At 46.6% G+C, this 12,967-nt stretch carries 14 protein-coding genes; 1 reads left to right on the forward strand and 13 read right to left on the reverse strand.

Going from position 1 to position 12,967, the window contains the following annotated elements; translation table 11 throughout:
• Window positions 1-2: 2 nt before the first annotated feature.
• The 6 genes from KNO99_RS02910 to KNO99_RS02935 all read right to left on the reverse strand — a co-directional run bounded on the left by KNO99_RS02910 (window position 3) and on the right by KNO99_RS02935 (window position 4,946).
• Entirely contained in the window at window positions 3-863 is an 861-nt protein-coding gene (locus tag KNO99_RS02910) for an aldo/keto reductase (RefSeq protein ID WP_214745143.1), read from the reverse strand.
• Window positions 856-1,260, reverse strand: coding sequence for a MerR family transcriptional regulator (locus tag KNO99_RS02915; protein ID WP_214745145.1), 405 nt, complete (start codon window positions 1,258-1,260; stop codon window positions 856-858). The genes KNO99_RS02910 and KNO99_RS02915 overlap by 8 nt, the downstream gene beginning before the upstream one ends.
• Before the next feature lies 1 nt (window position 1,261).
• Window positions 1,262-1,996, reverse strand: coding sequence for a carboxymuconolactone decarboxylase family protein (locus KNO99_RS15470; protein WP_214745147.1), 735 nt, complete (start codon window positions 1,994-1,996; stop codon window positions 1,262-1,264).
• A 107-nt stretch (window positions 1,997-2,103) separates the two neighbouring features.
• The gene (locus KNO99_RS02925; RefSeq protein ID WP_214745149.1) at window positions 2,104-2,868 is read right to left on the reverse strand and encodes a DUF817 domain-containing protein; all 765 of its coding nucleotides are present in this window, start codon (window positions 2,866-2,868) and stop codon (window positions 2,104-2,106) included.
• 9 nt (window positions 2,869-2,877) lie between these two features.
• Window positions 2,878-3,738, reverse strand: a complete 861-nt coding sequence (locus tag KNO99_RS02930) for a metal-dependent hydrolase (protein WP_214745151.1) — start codon at window positions 3,736-3,738, stop codon at window positions 2,878-2,880.
• A 200-nt stretch (window positions 3,739-3,938) separates the two neighbouring features.
• The gene (locus KNO99_RS02935) at window positions 3,939-4,946 is read right to left on the reverse strand and encodes a helix-turn-helix transcriptional regulator (RefSeq protein ID WP_214745153.1); all 1,008 of its coding nucleotides are present in this window, start codon (window positions 4,944-4,946) and stop codon (window positions 3,939-3,941) included.
• A gap of 116 nt (window positions 4,947-5,062) precedes the next feature.
• On the opposite strand from KNO99_RS02935, the gene KNO99_RS02940 reads away from it, so the two are divergent.
• A complete protein-coding gene (locus KNO99_RS02940) occupies window positions 5,063-5,908 on the forward strand; it encodes an alpha/beta fold hydrolase (protein WP_214745155.1) in 846 nt (281 codons plus the stop codon).
• Between the two features lie 23 nt (window positions 5,909-5,931).
• Here the strand turns inward: KNO99_RS02940 and KNO99_RS02945 are convergent, their stop codons facing one another.
• The 7 genes from KNO99_RS02945 to KNO99_RS02975 all read right to left on the reverse strand — a co-directional run bounded on the left by KNO99_RS02945 (window position 5,932) and on the right by KNO99_RS02975 (window position 12,825).
• Window positions 5,932-6,345, reverse strand: coding sequence for a YhfM domain-containing protein (locus tag KNO99_RS02945; RefSeq protein ID WP_214745157.1), 414 nt, complete (start codon window positions 6,343-6,345; stop codon window positions 5,932-5,934).
• 98 nt (window positions 6,346-6,443) lie between these two features.
• Window positions 6,444-7,862 carry a glycoside hydrolase family 32 protein gene (locus KNO99_RS02950; protein ID WP_214745159.1) on the reverse strand — a complete coding sequence of 473 codons (1,419 nt, stop codon included), beginning with the start codon at window positions 7,860-7,862 and terminating at the stop codon, window positions 6,444-6,446.
• 19 nt (window positions 7,863-7,881) lie between these two features.
• Window positions 7,882-9,312 (reverse strand): sucrose-specific PTS transporter subunit IIBC, encoded by a 1,431-nt coding sequence (locus KNO99_RS02955; protein WP_214745161.1) that lies wholly within the window; start codon window positions 9,310-9,312, stop codon window positions 7,882-7,884.
• 2 nt (window positions 9,313-9,314) lie between these two features.
• Window positions 9,315-10,253 (reverse strand): carbohydrate kinase family protein, encoded by a 939-nt coding sequence (locus KNO99_RS02960; protein ID WP_214745163.1) that lies wholly within the window; start codon window positions 10,251-10,253, stop codon window positions 9,315-9,317.
• Between the two features lie 107 nt (window positions 10,254-10,360).
• Entirely contained in the window at window positions 10,361-11,350 is a 990-nt protein-coding gene (locus tag KNO99_RS02965; protein WP_214745164.1) for a LacI family DNA-binding transcriptional regulator, read from the reverse strand.
• Window positions 11,351-11,397: 47 nt separating this feature from the next.
• Entirely contained in the window at window positions 11,398-11,874 is a 477-nt protein-coding gene (locus KNO99_RS02970) for an N-acetyltransferase (RefSeq protein ID WP_214745166.1), read from the reverse strand.
• 87 nt (window positions 11,875-11,961) lie between these two features.
• Window positions 11,962-12,825: a cation diffusion facilitator family transporter gene (locus tag KNO99_RS02975; RefSeq protein WP_214745168.1), complete on the reverse strand. Its 864-nt coding sequence runs from the start codon at window positions 12,823-12,825 to the stop codon at window positions 11,962-11,964.
• Window positions 12,826-12,967 lie beyond the last annotated feature (142 nt).

The following is a 12,967-nucleotide window of genomic DNA, read 5'->3' on the forward strand; positions in this document are numbered from 1 at the left end:
CTTTATTTTAACTTGCCACCAAAGACAGGCATGACACGAGCTTCTCCGTAGTCCTTGATTTTCTCAACATGCTTTAACGTCTCCATATCTTCATCTGAGATCGTAAAATCGAGCTTCTGATTTGATTGGAGGTGTTCGTACGTCTGCGTTTTCGGAAGCGGCAAAAGACCTAACTGTAAATCGTATCTTATGCACAACTGTGCAACAGACACGTCATATCGTTTCGCCATTTCAATCAATTCTTCGTTGTCGAGAACGACGCCGTGCGCAATCGGAGAATACGCTTCGACAAGAATTCCTTTGTCTTGCGCGTATTGAATCAACTCAAATGGCGTGTTGCTGATATGTGCTAGCACTTGGTTGACCATCGGTTGAATCGTCCCATGTTCGAACAAGTTTTCTAAGTCTGTTTCAATAAAGTTCGAAACACCGATTGCCCGGAGTTTCCCTGTTTCATATGCATCTTCTAATGCACGCCATGCCTCTACATTCCCTTCAAAGAATCGATCTTCCTCGCCAAATTCCATCCACGGTTGCGGACTATGAATGAGCATCAAATCGATATAGTCGGTACCCATTTTTTGAAGTGATTCATCAACTGCCTGTTTCGCCTCTTCGTATGTCTTAATCTCCGCTGCGAGTTTTGTTGTCAGGAATAGTTCTTCCCGCGCAATACCGCTTTCTCGAACGCCACGTCCGACCCCTTCTTCATTTTGATAAGCCTGTGCCGTATCGATATGGCGATAACCGAGATCAATCGCCTGCTTCACGACTTCAACCACTTTGTCGTTATCAATCATCCACGTCCCGAGACCTAACTTTGGAATTTTGACCCCATTCGCTAGTGTATAGTTTTCATTCATGTACGCTCTCTCCTTTTTTGCTTAGTAAATGTTCAGATTGAAATGCAAGCATGTTTTCTTCATAACCATCTATTTTTTCATCAAGTTTCGCTAATGTCTCTTGCATGACTTTAATCTTTCCAGCCAGTTCCTGGCGTTGGTCAATCAAAATTTCTTTTCGTGTTGAGATACTATCCGTTCCCTCTTGGAACAGTGACACGTATTCAATCAAACTTTCGACTGACACGCCCGCATCTCGCATGCATTTGATAAAGGATACCCAGTTCAAATCAATATCGCTGTAGTCTCGATAACCACTTTCATTTCTCGAGACTGGCGGAATCAATCCGATTCGCTCATAATATCGCAGTGTATCTGTCGTCAAATCGAACTGTTCAGCCGCTTGTTTTATATTCATGTCAACCTCCTGAATCTAATCCCTCATATATCGATTCATCGACCGGTTCAAACCATTTCGCCTGTCCAAACGTAATCGCAACATGTTCAAACCATTGGTCACGTTTTGCACCATGCCAATGTTTGATTCCTTCTTTTGTCAGAATGACGTCACCTTTCGAAAGTGATTTCGCTTCTTTTCCATCTTCTTGATACCAACCTTCGCCACCAGTCACAATCAGCAACTGATAACCATTTTCGTGAATGTGCCAATGGTTTCTTGCAGCTGGCTCGAACGTCACATTCGCCATGCTCACGCCCATTTCTTGGTCAAACAGTAGTGGGTTCAAGTAGCTGTTCCCTGTAAAGAACTCCCCGTAAAGATTCGGGTCGCCTGTTTCAAACAATATTCCGAGCGGAGCATCTGCAGCTGCATCGTCGTTTGCGAAAATTTCTTTCGCCATCCCAAATGTGCTCCATGCCTTTGGCCAACCTACATAGAATGCGAGATGCGTGATGACTTCCGCAATTTCTGTCCGAGTGATCCCGTTCTCTTTTGCACGATTCAAGTGCACACCTAGTTGTTCAAATGCTCCAGTTGCCATAAGCGCGGAAATTGTAATCAAACTGCGATCCCTAGCGGACAGTTCATCCGTCCGACTCCAAATTTGACCGAAAAGTACATCGTCATTCACTTTAGCGAAAGCAGGTGCGAATTGCCCGAGTTGATCGTATCCTGCCGTTACTTTCTTACTCATCTGTTTCCCTCCTTAAACTATCGTCAAGCGACTTACAATAAAAGCGTACACCTTGAAGTTCACTTCAACGCAAGGAGAAAAAATAAAAAAACTCGACACACGTCGAGTTAAGTCGTTTCATACTCCAGCTTTCGCTTTTGCCAAGCGACAAGTAGGATGCTGATGATGACGAGTAGGAACCAAGAGGATAGTTTCCCTAAATCAACGATGGCCCAACCGTTCAACTGGTCCGGATACGCCCAGCCGTTGTAAAAGGTCACAATATTTTCAGCAAGCCAGATGAAGCAGGCAATCAAGAAGAATGAAAGCACGACCGGCATCTTGAATCGCCGATCATCGAGTTTGTACGAGACAACCGAGCGGCCAAACGCCAAGAAGATGAGTGCGATCAATAGCCATCGCAGATCTAGCCAAACATGGTGCCAGAAGAAGTTGAAATAAATCGCAATGCCTAGTCCGAAAGCGATGATTGGGTTTGGCATCTTCGTGAACTGTAAATCGAGACGACGCCACGCTTGAACGACATAACTTCCGACGCTCGCATACATAAAGCCCGCATAGAGCGGGACGCCCCATACTTTTGTGAACGCCTCATCCGGATAGCTCCATGACCCCATCTGCACTTTGAATAGCTCAAGTCCAAGACCGATGACGTGGAACCAGCTGATGACTTTCACTTCTTCGATTGTTTCAAGTCCCGTTTTTACAAGAATCACTTGGACGAACAGACACCAGATGAGTAAGACGTCATATCGCGGGAGCGGTAACTCCACAAATTTCGTGACGGCAAGTGCACCAAAGATGGCAACTGGGAAAATACAGCTGAGAGCTTGTTCATAAGCGAAAATAAAGAGATAGCGGATGCGTCCCATCGATTCGTCCTACCTTTCTATATATTCGTATAAGAAAGAAGACTCTCCGTCATAAAAACGTGGGTCAAAGACGCCGAGTCGTTCTTCATTTGCCACGATGACAACAAACGGTGACCATTTCGTCAATGTGAGTGCCTCTTGATTCGCTTCAAACAATGGCTCAAGACTCGTCTTTTCGGCACTCGTCAATTCGTATTGCAAGGTTGCCTCTTGATAAATGGAATCTTTAAAGAGCGATACGTTCTCCTCAGTCTTCGTAATGACGGTGAACTGAGTCGGGATGAACGAAGCGGAGAGCGCCACTTCATCATGCTCGTCCGCGTATACCTGATACAAATAAGCTCCTTGCGCACTTTGAATGGCGACATATAGGACGAGGGCAGACCATGTATACCGATACGTTTTATAGCGGACCTCTTGTTTACGCGCGACAAGCCAGGCGACCAAGAAGATGCCCCAATAGACAAAATCTACGATCGGGATTACACCGAATGTGATCCTCACGTCCGAGATCGGTTCGAAGTAGCCCGTCCCCCACGCATTGAACAAGTCAGATGTGTTGTGTATGAATACAGACAACAAAGCCCACCAAAAATAACGGATGTCCGTCACTCGAAAGAGAAGACGGACGAGTATGTAGATGAGCAGTGCAAAGAGCGGGACGAGAAAGATGGAGTGTGTGATGCCGCGGTGCCACATCTGATACATTCCTTCCGTGTCCCATAGTCTTGAAATCACATCACTGTCCGGGATTTGACTCCCGACGAGCGTCGTGACGAACAAGGCTCGTTTTTCATGTTGTTGTAAATCACGTTTATCGGCTGCACCATATAGTGTTAGACCGAATAACGTATGTGTAATCGTATCCACGTTCTACCTCCATAGCGAAAGAGACATCTCCCATTCAAGGATGATGTCTCTTCATGTTAGTTCTCTTTATCCATTTTCATGGCGCGTCTTGCGACGATCGTTACGAAAATGACAGCGACAATCGGAATGATCAATGGCATCCAATTCAACATCCGCCTGTCCCCCTTCATTAAGTGTCGCAAGCAGTATAGCACATCTGATTACTCGATGGATGAATGAATGCTTGTATCCTCATAAGTATTCGCCATTTTCTTAATCGTTGCCTTCATATGGTCGCGGAGCGTGAGTGGTTCAACAACTTCTACTTGTGCCCCTAAAGAGAGCAACCAGTAAATGAATCCGTCAGACACGGCCGCATCAAAACGAATGAGGAAACGTACTTCATGTTCAGACACAGAGACGTCTTCTCCTAACTTATCGAAGATGACCGGGAGAACGCGCTCATCGACCGACAAGACGATTTGCTCATCTAAGCCGTTGTACATATTGAAGGACTTTTGGTAATAGTCATCTGGAAGATGGTGTTTCGGACGAATGGTGCCGTCTTCTACAATCTCGGAGTTGACGATTCGGTCGACCCGATAGTTCCGAACCTCTCCAATCGATTCGTCGATGCCAATCAAGTAATACTGTTCGTGATTCCAATGCAAGTCGATTGGATTGATGACATACCGCTCTCCATCACGACGGAGCGGGAATGTCCGCTTCGTCACGTCGAATCCGATGACATCCGTATATTGGAACGAGATGGCTTTCCGTTCATGAATCGCTCTCTGAATGCGGTCGATATGGTACGGAATCTGTCCGTGTTTTTTCTTCGGTGTCTTAATGATCGATTGTAACGTCTGCGCCTCAGGATTGCTCGTCAGCATTTGAAGCTTTTCAACGATCTCTTCGGTCACGTCTTCTGAGATGAATTTGGCTGCGACGATGGCATCGACCATCATTCGAAGTTCGTGAATCTCGAACAAACGAGCAGAGTGCCAATATTTTTTGGCGAGACCATTCTTCTCCAATTCATCCTGCACTTCAAACCCCGAATTATTCAGTGCTTGGATATCGTCTTTCACCGATTTTTTTGCTAACTTAGAAGTATCTCCAATTGTTGACAAGTATTCGAGCAAATCTTCTAGTGTTTTAGGATTTGCTTCGTCCGTGTAACGTTCGAAGAAACGTCGAACTTCAAGTAACCGCTCTCGGTTATTCACGGTTCTATCCCCTTTCATTTCTATATCTATAATATGTATAAACAGACATTATCATTTTATTTCCACGAAATAAAGGTATTTTCCATTACAAACTGTTTAAGGAGGCGCCATCTGAAGTGAAATATTACGCACACGTCGACGGCTCAAAAATTGAATATATAGACCGTGGTCACGGTCCTGTGATCGTACTGATTCATGGGACCCAGTCATCAAGTTTAGAACCATACCATGTGGACCAGCTCGTTTTGTCCGGTTTTCGGGTCATAGTCCCATCTAGACCCGGATATGGAGAAACACCGTACTCTTTTTCAGCATCTCCTCAACTCTTTGCATCCCGACTCGCTCACTTGATGCAAATGCTAGAAATTGATCAATATCATGTTTACGGCATCTCTGCCGGAGGACCGACCGCGATTGAACTCGCTTCCCAAAACCAACGTGTAAGAAGCTTGACACTCGCTGCCGCTGTGACGAGTGTCGTCGATTTTCCGTATCGGGACACAGTCAGCAGAAATATTGTCCAACCCGCATTCATCGCACTTCAATACATCATGAAACAATTCATTGCTCGTGCCATTCAAAAACATCCGTTCGAAGCGACGGCACGCATGATTCAATCGACGAGTGTGTTGGCACTCGAGACGATTCGGGAAGAGGTGTCTCCTTATGACATCTTCCTCCTCAAACGTGTCGCCAATCAAATGGCGTTTGGTCTAGGGGCACAGTTCGACTTGAAACAGCGTGTGTCGAGCGAGGTGTTGCTCGGTGTGTCGTGCCCGACCTATATCATTCACTCGAAAAATGACAAAGCCGTGCCGGTTCGCCACGCCCATTATGCGAAACGTTTGATTCCCCATGCTCAGCTAACGATCCTTAACAGCCCGGGACACCTCATTTGGGTCGGACGGCAAGCGAGAAAATCAGAACGACAAATCGAACGGTTCATTCGTTTCAACTCATAAGCATCTCAAAGAGAGGTGCTTTTTTACGTATTTACTCCGAGGACATCAATCAAGCGATTCGTCGTATGTTCTGGTAACTTCCAAATAACGTCCGTTCGTTCGAGTTTCGCGATCACACTAGGACGGTTCGGTTGACCGAGCCAAAGCTGATAGCGTTCCTGTTCTCCACCCTTATAGTGCAACATCAGATCAAAATCGGGAGCCACTTCAATCTCAATGCCTTCGATTTCTTCTGAACTTCGTAACATTTCCGCGAACACCCGCACCTGGCTCAATTCATGAAACTCTAACGCTACTTCTGAATTGAATGTTCCGCGCTCTGATGACTCCGCCACCATCACGTGTTCCATTTCTTCTCTCTCGAGTTCTTCTGTATCGATTTTATAAGCCATCGTTATTTTACGAATCTCACCTGCCCAACGAATCCATTTATCCATCACTCTAACCTCCCGTCTCGTTTTATATACGTTTGTTTTGTGAAACGGTTTCAACATTTGGAAAATAAAAAAGCCGAGCAAACGCTCAGCTTTTACACTCATTCATACTTCCAACCAACTAATGTTGCATCCGCTCCGACGTAGCGAATCCGTTTCTCGTCGTCACTTGGGAAGACGCGAAGCGTTGCCACTGCGTCACCGTCATTGACGAAACATTCAACACTTGAGGAATCGACGAACAGATGAAGGGACGTGACCTCAATCACTTTTGTCCGAGTCGTCCCGAACTCGGTCGCGAACGGTTCACCCGCGTTTGTCCGATCGATGGTCAATTCGCGTGTATCTTTCTCGTACCGAATCACAAGCGACTCTTCTTCTGTCTTCAATAGTTCAAGCTCGAAGTCTTCTCCGGACGTCGACAATTTCAATTCATAACGTTCGGGCGAAATCATTTCGATATGCGTACCTGATTCGTCTGCGAACTGATTAGTTTGAAGTTGCTTCATTTCAGGGACTGGTCGTTGTTTTAATACGCCATCTTCAAGCGAGAGTTCTCGAGGAAGCGTCAACGCATGGGCCCAACCGTAGCGGTCCGTCGGATATTCAATCTCCGGTAAGCCCATCCAGCCGACTAGAATACGACGACCATCATGCTCCGTCGTTTGTGGAGCGTAAAAGTCGAAACCGAAGTCGAGCTCTTCAAATGATTCGTGCGTGAAGACGAGCGTTTCTAAATCAAGAGTACCTGTGACGTATCCGGATTGATAGATGTTGTGGTAGCGATGACCATCAGGCTCAATCCCTTGCGGAGAAAAAATGAGGACATGCTTTCCATTCAGTTCAAACACGTCTGGACATTCCCACATGTAACCGAACCGTTCAAGCTCGGTCTTCACTTCACCTAAAAACGTCCATTCATTCAAATCAGTCGAACGATATAAGACGACACATCCTGTCTCATCCGTTCGCTGTGCACCGACAATCGCATAATACAATCCATCTTCTTCCCATACTTTCGGATCACGGAAATGTTCCGTGTAGCCTGCTGGAACACTCGGGATTGCCACGTTACGACGCTCAATTACCCCGTCACGTAAGACACCGATAATTTGCGAGGCGTGACGCGTCCAATCGTCGGTACGATGATTTCCGGTGTACATCACGTGAAGGGTGTCATCAACGACGAATCCACTTCCCGAATAGGCACCATGAGAATCTTCCATCGTTTCAGGGACTAACGCCACCCCGCGGTCCGTCCAATTGACGAGATCAGTTGAACTGACATGATACCAATGTTTGAGACCGTGAACTGGCCCGAGCGGGAACCACTGATAGAATAGATGGTACTCTCCATCGTAATATGCGAAGCCGTTCGGGTCATTGAGGAGGCCCGTAGGCGGCTGGATATGGTATCCAAACCGCCACGGGGATGCGGCCGTCTTTGTACGGAGCACCTCCATCTCGAGGGCGCTCACGTCACGGAGTGAACGATAACGTTCGGCCTTCGTCCAATTCATAGTGTCACTTCCTTTTTCGTTACGCGGCTTGTTTGACCGCTTCTTTTTTTGCTTGTCGCTTCGCGAGGATGAATGTCAATCCGAACGTCACGGCGAATGCGATCGCCATACCGATGATATACGAGATGATTGAACCAGGTGCGATTGAAATGATTCCTGGTAACCCAGCAGCACCGAGCGCTACTGCCAATACGTCGTTTCCAACGATGAAAGCTGACGCAACAGCTGAACCGACGATGGCTGCGATGAACGGATAACGTAGTTTTAAGTTGACCCCGAACATGGCAGGCTCTGTGATTCCAAGTAATGCTGAGATCCCTGATGCTGATGCGACACCTTTCATCTTCTTATCAGCAGTCAAGAAGAAGACAGCGAGTGTAGCCGCCCCTTGTGCGACGTTCGACATCGCAGCGATTGGGAAGATGAACGATCCGCCAGTTTCGGCGATATCCGCAAGAAGCTGTGTTTCAATCGCGATGAAGCTATGGTGCATACCTGTAATAACGATTGGGGCGTAAAGAAGACCCATGATCAAACCACCGACGAATCCGAGTGAATCATACGTCCATACCAACCCATCAATGATCAAGTTCCCTGCTTCACGAGTGATCGGTCCGACGAAAGCGAACGTGATGAACGCTGTGAAGAGGAGTGAGAGTAACGGCGTAAGCAAGATATCAAGTGATGCCGGCATGATTTTTCGAATGTTGATTTCAAGCTTCGATAAAATATACGTCGAGACGAGAACTGGTAAGACTTGTCCTTGGTATCCTAACTTCTCAATCTCGAGACCGAAGATGTTCCAAACCGGAATCTCTTCAACAGTTGCCTGTGCATATGCGTTGATCAAGTCCGGGTGAACCATGATCATCCCGAGCGCTGCACCCAGATACGGGTTACCCCCGAACCGCTTGGCTGCGGAGAAACCTATGAGTACAGGTAGGAAGACGAAGGCGGCGTTTGCAAACGTATTGATCATTGCTGCGAGGTCTGCCATGCCTGGATACTGGTCAATCAATGAACGTCCTTCAAAGAACAAATCCGGTGCCGTCAATAAGTTGTTGATCCCCATCAAGAGACCGCCGGCGACGATGGCCGGGATGATTGGAACGAAGATATCCGATAACATTTTGACGAACTGTTGGAGCGGGTTCATCTTTTTCGCTCCGGCTGACTTCACGTCTGTCGTTGACATGTCTCCAAGACCTGTCAATTGTGAAAATTCAGCATAAATCTTGTTGACCGTACCCTGCCCGATGATGATTTGGTATTGTCCTCCCGTTGAGAACGTTCCCTTAACCACATCAAGTTGTTCGAGTGCTTTCTCATCGACCTTTGACTCATCGTTCAATACGAGACGAAGGCGTGTCGCACAGTGGGCGGCTGCCGCAACGTTTTCTTTCCCGCCAATCGCTTCTAATATCGATGCTGCTTCTTTTTTGTAATCCATCTTCATTTCCCTCCTAACGTTTCATTCACAAGTTGTCGTGATGGAATTGCTGGAATTGCGCCATAAGCTGTACATGTTAATGCACCCGTTACGTTTGCATATTCGATGTCGGAACGTAAGCGCTCCGGGTCAAATCCGAGCGTCGCCAATCGATACAAATAAGCACCGACAAACGCATCTCCCGCTCCTGTCGAATCGACACTGTCGATTGAGATTGAAGGAACGATTTCATGATGCGTGTTTGTCGCAATCAACGTCCCACGAGACCCTAATGTGATCGCAACCTGTTTTGCACCTAATTGAATTAGTGCTTGAACAGCGTCTTCAAGTTGCTCTTTACCGGTCAACAAGTGCGCTTCTTCTTCACTCAATTTAATGAAGTCGGATTCTGCGATGAAATGTCTCGCATCTTGTTTGAACTGCTCAAGGTCCGTGATCAACGCATCTCGATAGTTCGGGTCAAATGAGATGAACAAGCCATCCCGTTTTGCAAATTGCAATAATTTGAAGTACGCATCTTTTAGTTTTCCGTCTAGTAATGCTGTCGCAGAACCGAAATGAATGAGATCACCTTTTTGAATCAATGACAAATCGATGGATTCAAACGCATAATCTCCGTCACTTCCGCGTCGGAACGTGAAGTCCCGCTCTCCGTCCTCTTGAATCGACACAAAAGCGAATGTCGTATCTCCCGATTCAACAAGGTTGTCTGTACTGACTCCGTTGTCGGTCAACGTCTGTTTCAGGAAAAGACCGAACGGGTCATTCCCGACTTGTCCGAGAAAACTCGACTGTCCACCATGCTTACTGACGACTGCCGCCACATTTGCAGGTGCGCCACCTGCTTTTTTGACGAACGTCGTTCCGTTTACGAGGTCGCTCGAGGCATCCTCGCATACCCAGTCAATCAACAATTCGCCGATACAATGTACGGTGTTCATATCGTCCACCTCCAAAAATCTTATAAGTTCTTTACACGATTGGTACCGGTTCCAATTTAGAATAAAAAATGTTGCGGAACCGGTTCCGCAACACAAATGTAATCGATTTAATTCAACTTGTCAACGCTTTCGCGCACTTTTAATTCGAAAATTGTGAACGTTTTCATTGGGACGTCGTTTCCTTGTAAAAGTTGAAGCATCATATCAGCCGACTTAGCCCCAGTTCGCCGATATGGAAGATGGACGGTCGTAATCGATGGATGTAAGACTTCCGTGAAATCATAGCCCCCAAAGCCACTGACAGAGATGTCATTCGGAACAGAAATCCCTTGATTCGCCAGTCCCTTCAATACACCAAGGGCAATATTGTCCGTTGCACAAATAATGAGTGAGGTCGAGCCAATTTCTTTCGCCAACCGTTCTCCAATCGGAATGGCATCCTCGATTTTAAAGGTTGTCTGAACGACTGTGACGCGTGCATCCGCCTCATGAAGCGCCTTCAAAAAACCATCACGTCGATCTTGCCCGACTGCGATATCTGCTTCCGAAACACCGACATAGACGACGTCTCGATGACCCCATTTCGTGAACTCACTACCGAGGGCGTATGCGGCTTCATAATCCGGATAGACGAGACTGTGCACGTTGTCGTGCTGTTGACCAATCAGCAACACCGGGATTTGAATCGCCTCTATCGCTTCGAGGTGACGGTCGGTGACAGTCGTCCCGAGCCAAATGATGCCGGCGACCTTTTGTTTGGCGAGGTTGTATAATTGTTCAATCTCTCGTTCCGTCTGTTGTGCCGTGTTGACGACAAGCATCTGATAGCCTCGTTCTGTCAATCGTTCATCAATTCCCATCATTGTACGCGAGGCAGCGTAAGAATCGAGTCGCGGAACGATGACCCCAATCATCTTCGTCTGCTTTGACTTAAGACTTTGGGCGAATTGATTCGGTTCATAATTGGTTTCCCGAATGACCCGGTCGAGCTTCTCTCTCGTCGCCTTCCCTACCGACCCACCGTTCAAATAGCGGGAGACTGTACTCTTTGCGACCCCTGCGAGTTCGGCGATATCTTTAATGGTGACCTGCTTCATCCTTACCCCTCCATATGAAAAAAGCTGACGTGCGAGACGCCGTCAGCTTAATGGTTTACTACATATCGTTTCTTGAAATTTAAATAATATAGACCGTTCCGCTTTTCAAATCCGTTTTGAACGAGCACTTGATGCATCTCTTGTTGATGTGGACTCGTCGGTGGAATCCCGGCCCGGACTGTTTGTTCCTCCATCAATTTTGAGTCCAATAATGCGAGACGCAAACCTTCCGTCGCATATCCCTTATTTTTGTATGCATCGAACACCATCAGGTCAAGCTGGTATACTCGGGCAAGCTTGAGTAACAAGACTTTACCGACAAGTTTGTCATCGACCATCAAGTCATAATAGAAGTCTTCTCCGTAACTATGCTCTTCTGCGTGATAAAGTTGCTCCGACCCCATTTCTTCGAAGATCCCTTTCAACTCTTCAGCAGAAACGCCATATGAGTTTTCTCCATATTTCTGAAAATGTTCATATTCGATCTCATCAATTTGGCGAATAGGTTGACGCACGATGTTCATCCCGTGCCCTCCTTAACTAGTAGTTCAATATCTGTCTGCGCTTATTATAAACGAATCCAATCATGAAGCGCAAAAGATAACCGAACGTCAAATTGGTTCAATATGAATATGCACCGAATCGACCGCATGTTGTTCATCTAGTTTTTGTTCAATCTCGTCACATAGTTCGTGGGCTGCATCGACCGTTAAATCGCCGTCAACTGCAATCGTCACATCGAGCATTACGTGATTTCCTAAATGACGCCCTTTAATTTCCCGAACTTCTTTCACACGCTCAAATTGTTCAATCGTTTCCTCATATGTCTCGACAAGGTGTGGAGGGAATCCGTCAGAAAGTTGATGGGTGGCATCTAAAAAGATTTGAATCGCTGTCCGGACAATCATACCGGCAATAATGATTGCTAAGACCGTGTCCATCCAAGGGAGTTGGAAATAAGCGAATAGCACACCAAGTGTGGCTCCGACTGAAATCATCGCATCGGCCAAATTGTCTTTCGCCGCAGCTTTAAGTGCCAATGACTTTGTCTTCTTCGCGAGGTTCAAGTTGAAGCGATACACCCCGAACATGACGAGCGCACTGGCGAATGCGACGACCGCTGCCAACGGGTTCGGTTCTGCATATTCTCCCCCGATTAAATTCGACAGACTATTAAAGAAGACGAAAATACCGACCGCAATCATAATCAATGAAGCGATGAGAGCGGAGATTGTCTCCATCTTCGCGTGACCATATTTATGCTCGGCATCCCGTGGTAACGCCGCAACCCGAATTCCAATATAGACGGCGACCGACGCGATAATATCCGTCGTATTGTTGAATCCATCGGCTAAAACCGCCTCAGATTCATATAAGTATCCGAAGAACACTTTTAATATAGATAAGATCAAATATGCCGTGATCGACACAATCGCTCCCTTGAGCGCTTTTGGTGGATGATTTGTAGTCTCCATCCGCCCACCTCCTTATTAGCTCAGTTAGTATAGCAGGTGAACTTCGTGTGGGGATAGAGAAACAATGTTTCTTACAGCCAAAATAAATGGAATATATTCCCGGTAGTTTCGTTTAACAAATTTTATGGTAAAGTAAACAGGA

Origin of the sequence: Exiguobacterium sp. s189 (assembly GCF_018617615.1) — a bacterium.
Lineage (GTDB): Bacteria > Bacillota > Bacilli > Exiguobacteriales > Exiguobacteriaceae > Exiguobacterium > Exiguobacterium aestuarii_A.

Coding starts and splice junctions, on each gene's coding strand:
- KNO99_RS02960 (WP_214745163.1), bottom strand. CDS start 10,253: ATGAACACCGTACATTGTATCGGCGAATTGTTGATTGACTGGGTATGC.
- KNO99_RS02955 (WP_214745161.1), bottom strand. CDS start 9,312: ATGGATTACAAAAAAGAAGCAGCATCGATATTAGAAGCGATTGGCGGG.
- KNO99_RS02910 (WP_214745143.1), bottom strand. CDS start 863: ATGAATGAAAACTATACACTAGCGAATGGGGTCAAAATTCCAAAGTTA.
- KNO99_RS15470 (WP_214745147.1), bottom strand. CDS start 1,996: ATGAGTAAGAAAGTAACGGCAGGATACGATCAACTCGGGCAATTCGCA.
- KNO99_RS02915 (WP_214745145.1), bottom strand. CDS start 1,260: ATGAATATAAAACAAGCGGCTGAACAGTTCGATTTGACGACAGATACA.
- KNO99_RS02950 (WP_214745159.1), bottom strand. CDS start 7,862: ATGAATTGGACGAAGGCCGAACGTTATCGTTCACTCCGTGACGTGAGC.
- KNO99_RS02975 (WP_214745168.1), bottom strand. CDS start 12,825: ATGGAGACTACAAATCATCCACCAAAAGCGCTCAAGGGAGCGATTGTG.
- KNO99_RS02965 (WP_214745164.1), bottom strand. CDS start 11,350: ATGAAGCAGGTCACCATTAAAGATATCGCCGAACTCGCAGGGGTCGCA.
- KNO99_RS02925 (WP_214745149.1), bottom strand. CDS start 2,868: ATGGGACGCATCCGCTATCTCTTTATTTTCGCTTATGAACAAGCTCTC.
- KNO99_RS02945 (WP_214745157.1), bottom strand. CDS start 6,345: ATGGATAAATGGATTCGTTGGGCAGGTGAGATTCGTAAAATAACGATG.
- KNO99_RS02970 (WP_214745166.1), bottom strand. CDS start 11,874: ATGAACATCGTGCGTCAACCTATTCGCCAAATTGATGAGATCGAATAT.